Source organism: Paraburkholderia sp. RL18-101-BIB-B (assembly GCF_046026985.1).
Taxonomy (GTDB): Bacteria; Pseudomonadota; Gammaproteobacteria; order Burkholderiales; family Burkholderiaceae; genus Paraburkholderia.
This window is the reverse complement of the sequence record NZ_JARESV010000066.1, coordinates 26,912-35,918: the sequence shown is the minus strand read 5'-3', so window position 1 is coordinate 35,918 and position 9,007 is coordinate 26,912. Positions and strand designations below refer to the sequence as shown.

Annotated in this window: 8 protein-coding genes and 2 pseudogenes; 5 read left to right on the top strand and 5 right to left on the bottom strand. The window is 61.5% G+C overall.

Annotation, left to right across the window (positions count from 1 at the left end; all coding sequences use genetic code 11):
- The 4 genes from P0D73_RS42055 to P0D73_RS42040 all read right to left on the bottom strand — a co-directional run.
- Positions 1 to 648 (bottom strand): PDDEXK nuclease domain-containing protein (locus P0D73_RS42055; protein WP_408435734.1); only part of this gene is annotated, 648 nt, incomplete at its 3' end.
- Between the two features lie 40 nt (positions 649 to 688).
- A complete protein-coding gene (locus tag P0D73_RS42050) occupies positions 689 to 967 on the bottom strand; it encodes an HU family DNA-binding protein (protein WP_408435730.1) in 279 nt (92 codons plus the stop codon).
- 186 nt (positions 968 to 1,153) lie between these two features.
- The gene (locus P0D73_RS42045; RefSeq protein WP_408320665.1) at positions 1,154 to 1,357 is read right to left on the bottom strand and encodes a hypothetical protein; all 204 of its coding nucleotides are present in this window, start codon (positions 1,355 to 1,357) and stop codon (positions 1,154 to 1,156) included.
- Positions 1,354 to 2,388, bottom strand: coding sequence for a DNA-binding protein (locus tag P0D73_RS42040; protein ID WP_408435728.1), 1,035 nt, complete (start codon positions 2,386 to 2,388; stop codon positions 1,354 to 1,356). Before P0D73_RS42040 ends, P0D73_RS42045 begins: the two co-directional genes overlap by 4 nt.
- A 166-nt stretch (positions 2,389 to 2,554) precedes the next feature.
- Between P0D73_RS42040 and P0D73_RS42035 the strand changes: the two genes are divergently transcribed.
- The 5 genes and pseudogenes from P0D73_RS42035 (at position 2,555) to P0D73_RS42015 (ending at position 8,151) form a co-directional block, all read left to right on the top strand.
- On the top strand, positions 2,555 to 3,742 hold the full coding sequence (locus tag P0D73_RS42035) for a tyrosine-type recombinase/integrase (protein ID WP_408435726.1): 1,188 nt from the start codon (positions 2,555 to 2,557) through the stop codon (positions 3,740 to 3,742).
- 1,356 nt (positions 3,743 to 5,098) lie between these two features.
- A pseudogene (locus P0D73_RS42030) lies at positions 5,099 to 5,567 on the top strand (NUDIX hydrolase).
- 24 nt (positions 5,568 to 5,591) lie between these two features.
- Positions 5,592 to 5,816: pseudogene (locus P0D73_RS42025) on the top strand (MgtC/SapB family protein); the annotation flags it as partial.
- Positions 5,817 to 5,830: 14 nt separating this feature from the next.
- Positions 5,831 to 6,094 (top strand): hypothetical protein, encoded by a 264-nt coding sequence (locus P0D73_RS42020; protein ID WP_408435724.1) that lies wholly within the window; start codon positions 5,831 to 5,833, stop codon positions 6,092 to 6,094.
- 605 nt (positions 6,095 to 6,699) lie between these two features.
- Positions 6,700 to 8,151: an ATP-binding protein gene (locus tag P0D73_RS42015; protein ID WP_408435722.1), complete on the top strand. Its 1,452-nt coding sequence runs from the start codon at positions 6,700 to 6,702 to the stop codon at positions 8,149 to 8,151.
- A gap of 68 nt (positions 8,152 to 8,219) precedes the next feature.
- Here P0D73_RS42015 and P0D73_RS42010 read toward each other — a convergent pair whose 3' ends face one another.
- Positions 8,220 to 8,582: a carboxymuconolactone decarboxylase family protein gene (locus P0D73_RS42010; protein ID WP_408435732.1), complete on the bottom strand. Its 363-nt coding sequence runs from the start codon at positions 8,580 to 8,582 to the stop codon at positions 8,220 to 8,222.
- Between the last annotated feature and the right edge of the window lie 425 nt (positions 8,583 to 9,007).

The following is a 9,007-nucleotide window of genomic DNA, read 5'->3' as shown; positions in this document are numbered from 1 at the left end:
ACCAGCGCCGAGTTCAAGCAGGAATTGCTGCATCTCGCGCAGGATGGCGTCTTCGAGATCCTTTTCGAGGTAGTGATCGTTCAGGCCGAGGAAGTCCAGCACATACGGGTCTTTCAACAGCACGTCCGGCTGTACGCGCCGCTCCTGCCGTATTTGCGCCAGATCATGCCGGATCGCGTCTGCGGATTTCCGCGAAATCGCACTGCGCTCGAAGAGCATCGAATCCATGCGCTCCTGCAATTGCCGGGACGACCAGCGTTCCAGCCGACAGAGCTCAAGGTAAAACTCGCGCTTTAGCGGGTCGTCGACATAGATGAGCGTCTTGATGTGCGTCCAGCTCAATTCTCTCCGCACTGCGGAGAGAATTGCCTCGTCCTGGAAAATCTCTGCGGCCCGCACGCAATGCCGCAACTGCTGCTCGCTCCAGCCGCGGCCATATTCAGCGGTGAGTGCTCCTGCAAGCGATGCGATCACCTGCCGGCCGTACTCCGCACGTGCACCGCCCAGCACCTCTGCGCGGATGCGGTGTCCAATCCGCCAGTACAGCAGCGACAGTTCGGCGTTGACGGCGGCCGCCGCGCGCTCACGCGCCGAATCAATCAGATCCCGGACTTCATTCAGTAGCGGTGTGGGCGTAAGTGAACTCATGCTGGCTGGAACTCCGATGTCAGAAAACCAATCATCCGGGTCACACGCCGTTAACCGCATCCTTGACCGCCTTGCCCGCCGTGAATTTGACCGTCTTGGCCGCAGCGATCTGCATTTCAGCTCCGGTGGCGGGATTACGGCCAACCCGCGCCGCGCGCGCACCGGCGGCAAACGTACCGAACCCGATCAGTTGCACCGCTTCGCCGCTCGCGACCGCGCCCGTCACTGTGCCGATGATCGCATCGACGGCGGCCGCCACGGCCACCTTGCTGTTGCCGGTTGCTGTCGCGACCGTATCAACCAGTTCCTGTTTGTTCATGATTTTCCTTTCTGTCGAAGAGCGCACGTCAATCGCCCCACGTAGGTGGGCCAGCCTGACACCTTACAGGACGCCGCACATGCCGGCAAACCAGTCGCTGTAAGGCTGCGCAGGATCTGGCCAGCAAAACTCTCCGCATCGCGGAGACAATTACGCGACTCGTGCAGCCGCCTGGCGTGTCGTGTTTCAGAACAGCTGCCCGGTCAGGGCCAGCAGGTTCGTCCATTTCACGTGACTGCGAAAAATCCGGCCGTCGTCGCCGACCGACTCGATGAGGGCGCGCTGGCCGCTCGCCTCGGCGACGACTCGCACCGTCCGGTCGCCATATTGCATCAACGTACCGATCGGCGGGCAGACCGCCGGCCTGCGCCTTCCAGGCGCCTTCTTCATGTCGCCGAACCCTTCGACGCACGTCGCTTGCGAGCGGGTGACCCGGCCTTCCGGACTGTGCCTTTTGACTGCGGCGAGCTCCGGCGCGCCCCGGTTTCCGGGCGTGATGCGGGCGCAGTGAGCGGCTGGCGCCGCAGGATCTCGAGTTCCTGCGCGTACGCGCTGTTGGCCGCCCGGATTGCATCGAGGTGCCCCTGCAGCACGCCAGCCTGATGACGCGCGTCGCCCAGCTGTGCCTGCATGGTTTCAGACGCGCGGCGATGATCGGCGTCCTTCTGCTCCGCACGGCGCACGGCTTCGTCCAGCTCTTTCTGCAGTTTCGTTGCGGCGCTTCGCTCGCGATCGATCTCCAGCAGGGCACGCTTTTCAGAGGCACGGAACCGTTCCTCCGCGCGTTCCGTCGCGTCCCGCTGCTTCCCGAGATCGCGTGAGAATCCTTCACGCACCTCCACGAACTCGCGATCACGCGCAGCCAGCGTCGCCCGGACCCGCTCAAGCTCTGCCTCCAGCGCCTGTCGCTGTGCGCGGCCTTCGGCCTGTGCCTTTTCCAGCTCCCGTACCTCCACCTGCGCGGCCAGCAACGCGCCGGTGCGCTGCTCGAGCGCGTCCTCAACGCGAGCCAGTTCGTCCCGGGCCGCGACGACAGCCCGTTGCGCCTCCCCCCGCTGCACCTCGATCTCGTCGCGCAGCGCGTCGAGCGCGTCACGCGCCGCGGTGCTGGAGCGGGTCCACAGCGTCGCAACCAGTTCGCCGGCGACCGCCTGCAGATCAGCCGGCAGGTCCGGATGCTCGATGCGCACCCGGCTCTTCTCCCGCAACTCCTTCCAGAACTCGACCAGCACGGCCGTGGGCGTGCCCATGCTGCCGCGCCGGACGAGCTGATACAGGCGGTTGGCGGTCGGCGTGATGCCATGACGGAAGAACAACAGCGCGCAGACCTCGCGATAGAGCTCGCGCGTCTTCGGGAATTCGGCCTTCAGGCGCTCGATTTCGGCGGCCAGCGCCGCATCGGGGGACAGGACGTCGCTCATGAGATCACATTCAAATAATTCTGATAAATATTACTACGTAAACCAACATATATCTGATTACCGTTGACCAATATTTTGACATTAATCCTATAATGTTGATTTTCGGCGATCTGTTGCGCCCATCATTACGTCCCCGCCAGCCCCCGGACCGCCGCCCCTCCTGACCATGACCACCGCCCTGCCCGCCCCGCGCCCGCTCGATGCGCTTGACCTGCCCCCTGACCTGCCCCCCGACCTCGATGGCCGTCACGGCACGAATCGCGCCAACGGACGCATGCAGGTCGCCGCTGACACCGATCTCGACGCGCTTCGGGCGTGGCTCGCCCGCTTCGCCGATACGAAAACCACGTTTGACAACTACCGCAAGGAAGCCGAACGGCTGCTGCTGTGGTCGGTCCTGCAGATGGGCAAACCGCTCTCCTCGCTCACGCACGAGGACCTGCTCGTCTACCAGCACTTTCTCGCCGATCCCCAGCCTGCCACGCGGTGGACCGCTGACGGCGGACGCAAACACCCCCGCCACGATCCGCGCTGGCGGCCGTTCTACGGCCCGCTGTCCGGCTCAAGCCAGCGCCAGGCCATGGTGATCCTCAACGTCATGCTTGCGTGGCTCGTGCAGGCCGGGTATCTGGCCGGCAATCCGCTGTCGCTGTCGCGTCAGCGTGCCCGACGGGCCAGGCCGCGCATCGTCCGGTATCTGTCGCCCGAGCTGTGGCTCGAGGTCAAGACCTGGATTCAGGGCATGCCCGTGCAGACGGCTCGCGAGCGCGAACACCACGCACGCGTGCGCTGGCTCTTTACCCTGCTCTATCTGGGCGGTCTGCGCATCACGGAGGTCGGCACGAACACGATGGGACGGTTTTTCCGGCGCGCTGACGAAAACGGCACGGATCGCTGGTGGCTCGACGTGATGGGCAAAGGTGGCAAGGAGCGGCTGGTGCCCGCCACCGCAGAGATGATGACGGAACTGGGCACCTACCGGCGGGCACGCGGACTGCCCGCCCTGCCCTCGCCGGGCGAGGACACGCCGCTCGTGCTGCCAATTGGCCAGTCGCTCAAACCGCTCACGCGCGCAGCGTTGCACCGGATCGTGAAGGATGTCTTTAGCAGTGCGGCGCAATCCCTGCGTGCACGTGGTGAAGACCAGTCACAGCGCGCGGACCGCCTCGAGCAGGCATCGGCACACTGGCTGCGTCACAGCGCAGGGTCCCACATGGCGGACCAGCAGGTCGATCTGCGCCTCGTGCGCGATAACCTCGGGCATGCGTCACTGACGACGACCAGTCAGTATCTTCACATTGACGACGATCGCCGGCACCGCGAGACCGACGAGAAACACCGTATTGACTGGTGACGACTGGTAACCGATGGCAGCCATAACCCACCACCTACCCCCTGATCTGGAAATCGTCGGCCGTGAGCCTGACCGGTTCACCCGGACGCAGGCGGAGTTTTCTTCCGGCGACCGCAATGATGCGGCGCCTTCCAACATTGAGCATCCGGACCTGGTCAGCGTCTGGCGGCAACCAGAATTGCACCTCGGGCGCTTCCCGCGTAATCGCGCAGGCGACCTCGCTGTGATGTCCAGACAGCCGGAACGAAATTTCATGTCGGTCGGCCACAGTGTAGATTGCGCCTGCGTTTGCTGGAGGCGAGGTTTGCGGTTGAGGGAGACGCAGACGTGCCAGACGGTTAGTTGCATGTTTGTATCGACACGGACTTCCAGAGTGAACCTTTATGGGAGACGACATTCACAACCATGCGAAAGCGCGGTCACCTGATACTGCGTGCCGCTGTCGAAGACGGCGATTACCCACCCCATCGGGTGCCCGCTGAGGCGCCATTTAGATTTGCGTTCGCGTTGGGTGATCGGCGGTACTCGACCCACACGCGCCGTTAGCGTATCAAACACGAGTGGCCGCTTCGAGCGCAGGACGGGACCGGCACACTCGACAGCGGGTTTGTCGCTTTACCCCTGGAACGCGGCCGACGTCGGCGGCATGCCATTCCTGTTCGATAGATCGACACTCGGTTCGGTTACGGCCCATTCAATCCTGGCGTCCTTGATGAGCGTCGCTCGTACGATCCTCCCCAGACCCGCCAGTCGGCCCGCCGTCCGGCGGATTCTCCGACTCGGGATGCGGCGAATTCCTCTTTCCTGGTAGCGCCCTACCGATTTGATTTGCGAAGAGTTGAAGAGAGGACCTCATATACCAGGGCCACCAGGCAAGATGGTAAAACCACAGGCACGCTCCGCGATACCCTTTGAGCCATTGCCGGGGGATTCCGTCTGTGGGGAAGCTGTCAAGGGGACGGTGTCCGAGCGAGACAACGCCAACCGTCATCCAGAGGAAAGCAATCACCAGGGTTGGAAGCGACAACGCGCAGGCCGCGACGAACAGGCCCAGCGGCAGGCAGATCTCAAGTGCCGTACGTGTTCTCATTTTTGTTTTCCCCGTTGTTCGCTAACTAATGTTCAGCTTACGCCAATGCGCAAGGAGCACGGGATCAAGTTACGAGTGCGACTTTGACAGCCGGGTCCGGACGATGTCCACCGCGCGTCACCCGTGACTCGACCGATACCAACGGCCAAGCGTGCGCTATATAACGGGCGATAGATTTCGTTTGGCCGCTCCACAAAACAGGCGTCCACGCGTGGTCCATAATCTGCTTCGAAAACACAGCAGCCGCGTGTCCTGCAGGGGAGAACATGAAAGATAGGGCGACCATCATATGCAGCCGGGAAGGCCAAGTACTTCTGGTCGCACGCGTGAGGTCACGGTGGTTGTTACCTGGAGGCACGATAAAGCGGTCCGAGTCGCCGCTGGACGCCGCGCAGCGCGAGCTGGAAGAAGAAACTTCGCTCGTTGGAATGGAGCTTACGTCCCTGTTCCAGTTTGGCGGTCTCAGCAAACGCCATCACGTTTTTGTGCGCCGATATTCCTCGCGACGCGTCCCCCGAAGCTCGTAACGAAATCTCGCGTTGCCGGTGGTTCAATCCGGGCAAAATTTCAACGCTCGTCGCGAGCATACCGACCCGGGAAATCGTCAATCTGTTTTGCGCGCACGAAAATCGCGCCGAGGCGCTGCCGGCGGTCATCGAAGAACCCGATGGGAGCGTTAACCGGACGGCCCAACTGTATGCCGATGTCGCCGACAAGGCTTCCCGGCAGGCCTAAAACAGAACTATCGAAAGGCAACGTGTGATAGGAAATATCGGGTTTTTGGCGCGCCTCGTCCTGCCGGCTCTACTTGGGAGCGTCATCGGCTTTGAGCGCGAAAGATTGAACTGGGCGGCAGGTTTGCGCACTCACATGCTCGTGTGCGTCGGCTCGTCGTTGGCCATGCTGGTATCAGCGTTCGGATTTGGCGATGTGTTGGGTGGGAAGAACGTCGTGCTCGAACCCTTCCGGATTGCCGCCCGGATGGACAGGGTAAGCCCATGAGCCGCACTTATCACTATCACGGATTCGATATTGAAGTGGCCGTTGAGACTGACTTCAGTTGGAAGGCGGGACCCAAGGGGACAACCAGCGTCGGATTTGTGGCGGTCGTGAGGATCAGCAAGGCCGGTGCATCTGTCGCTGTCTTCTCCCCGCTGCGTTTTGGCGAATCCCGAGGCAGGCCATTTCTCAGTGAGGCCGATGCGCTGATGGGCGGCTATAGTGCGGGACGACGTATTGTCGATGACTTGTTCAATTCGTAACCCTGTGCCCTGATGCCCATGCCGCACAGAAAGCCTGGCAGTCATCGATCCAATTCTCCGACTCTCTATGGCTGCCATGGCGCCATGACCGGCCGTTCGGTAGCGCCCCTCGTGGCCGCACTGAGCCTCGTTGACCGGCTCTGGTCGACCCCCTTCGGTCATTCGGACTCGCTCACCCGGTGTCCGCTGTCCGCACCTAACCAGCCGACGCGCAGCTACCATAACGGTTTCAGGCAACCCGCGGCCATTGACCCAGAAAGAGATTTCGCCTGGCACCAGTAAGCTCGTCGGTGCGCGCGGCTGCACTGACTTGCCATCGGTTGCGACAGCTCGGTGGGTCAGTCCTATGATTGTCGGCATCCCGCGCGACGATCAGCTAAGCAAGGACCGGCCGCCGTGCGCCTCGCCCCGCTGAGCCGGAGGGTCGCCGCGGCGTCGCCCGACTGCGGTTTTACGCACGAGGGGCGAGGAGATCAAGGCGTGGTCGCCGGCGTCTGCATTGCGGATTTCGCGGAAAGAGGCGGTCGCGGCCCTGAAGATGTCGATCCGAATGCCTTAGGCACCCAGATTGCGCGAGGCATTGCTGATTTGTGGAGGCAGAAGATATGTCCCGGTCTAGTCCTCTACAGTGGTCCAGACGGTCCGCTCTCGTTAACTATGCAGTTGCAGTTCTGTCGGTTGTTGCGGCCCTCGTCGCCGCGCTGCTACTAGAACCTGACATGCACAGTAGTCCGTTCGTATCGCTGTCTCTATGCGCGATCATGTTTAGTGCCTGGTTCGGTGGCCTCGGCCCGGGTTTGTTCGCGACCGCACTGTCCGTTGCGGGTTTCACTTATTATTTTGTCCCGCCGATCGGTTTCGCGGTTGCGCCTACGGACTTGCCGCGCGTCGTGCTGCTTGCGGTGACAGCCCTGTTTGTGGTGTGGTTGAACGTCGCGCGAAGAGGTACCGAAAGCGCATTGCGGCGGAGTGAGGCCTATTTGGCTGATGCCCAACGGCTGAGTCATACAGGGAGCTTTGGCTGGAGGATAGCTAGCGGCAACATTGTCTGGTCGAAGGAGACATATCGGATATTTGGAGTAGACGAAACGGTCAAGCCGACCAGCGACCTCATCCTCCAATGTGTTCATCCGGATGACCGAGAACTTGTACTGCATGAAATTAATCGTGCGGCACTTGGCAAGCCATCCTACGACTACGAACACCGTCTTCTGATGCCGAATGGAGCGATCAAACACCTGACCGTCAGGACCCATCGCGTGAAATACGAATCGGGCGAAGAGGAACTCGTTGGTGCACTGATGGACGTCACGGCAACCAGGGAAACGCAAGAGGCGTTGGACACGGCACGGGCGGAACTCGCCCGCGTCACTCGTGTAACAGCCCTCGGACAGATGAGTGCCTCGATTGCGCATGAAGTGAATCAGCCCCTTGCCGCCATTGCTACCAGCGCCTCAGCTGGCTTGCGCTGGCTGACCCGCGAAGTTCCGGAAATAGGCGAGGCGCGCGCCTGCGTGAATCACATTGCCGAAGAAGCCAATCGGGCGAGCGAAATCATGCGGAGCATTCGCGATCTCGCCCGGAGGGCAGATCCGGAGGTGGTCGCACTTGACATCAATGCGGTCATCGATGAGACGGTCGCTCTCGTAAAGCAGGAGGCGCTCAACCATCGAGTGACCGTGCAGGTGCAACTTGCGCCGGAATTGCCCCTGGTGCGCGGCGACCGGATCCAGCTGCAGCAAGTGATCATCAATCTTGCAATCAACGGTATCCAAGCCATGGTGGCAGGCATCGATCGCGCGCGCGTGCTGACCATCCGAACCGAACGGCGCGAATCCGACCAGGTGCTCGTGGCGGTACAGGACGTCGGCATCGGCACGGAGCCCGAGGGGCTGGACCGGCTTTTCGCCGCGTTTTACACGACGAAGCCAGATGGTATGGGGATGGGACTATCCATCTGTCGTTCGATCATCGAAGCTCACGGAGGGCGGGTGTGGGCGTCCCGCAATATTGGCCCGGGAATGACATTTCAATTTACCGTTTCCGCGTATCGATAACGTTGCCGTGTCTAAAGGCGGCTTGTCTCGGGTAAACGGTCATCGCCGGAGCCACGCGAACACGAAACCTATATGTTGTCCCACGATGTCGCCGCGTCATCAAGCGGCACCTCGAGGGTTTCGAGGAAACGGGCCGTCATCATGTAGTGGCCGATCAGGAGCGTCAGCTCTGCCATCTGTGTCTCAGAGAAAAATGCACGGACGGCGGCAAAAGTCTGTGTTCCAACCTTGATGTCGCGCACGCACTCGTCGACGAATCGTAGAATCGCCACGGACCGTGCGTCTGAACTGTTTCCCGCTTCGATCGCCGCGATTTCGGCATCAGTCCAACCGGCCTGACGTGCAAGTGGCAGGTGCTGCATCCGCTCGTATGGGCTGCGGCTGAGGGCGCCCACCCGCAGGATGATCATCTCGCGGTCCTTGTTGCCTATCCTTTAACGCGACAGTACCCGAAAATCACCATTGAAGATAAACCAAGGGGCATTCGGGCGATAGCGTGCCGAACCGCCGACCGTATCGTCGAAGAGGCTGCGCGCGGCGAAGTGCAAAACATCTTCGCGCGGTTGTGCAGGCCCTTACCCAGGAATGCCTGTTGCTCAACGGTTGTGTTCACCCGGCGGTCGCCAGGCGATGCCCCGCCCTTCAATACTGCGTGCAACCAACGTCTCCTCGACCATGCAGACTCAGCGGAACGCGGTAATTCAGCCAACGTCGCGTAACTGATGGTGTCCGGGAGAAATCGATAGCCTTTCAACGGAATCGGCGCCTCGGGCGACGACGGATCGGAGACGGATGCTTTATGCATGCTCCGTTATATTCGCCGACCTCGACCTCCACTTGACGGTTACCGTCTGAC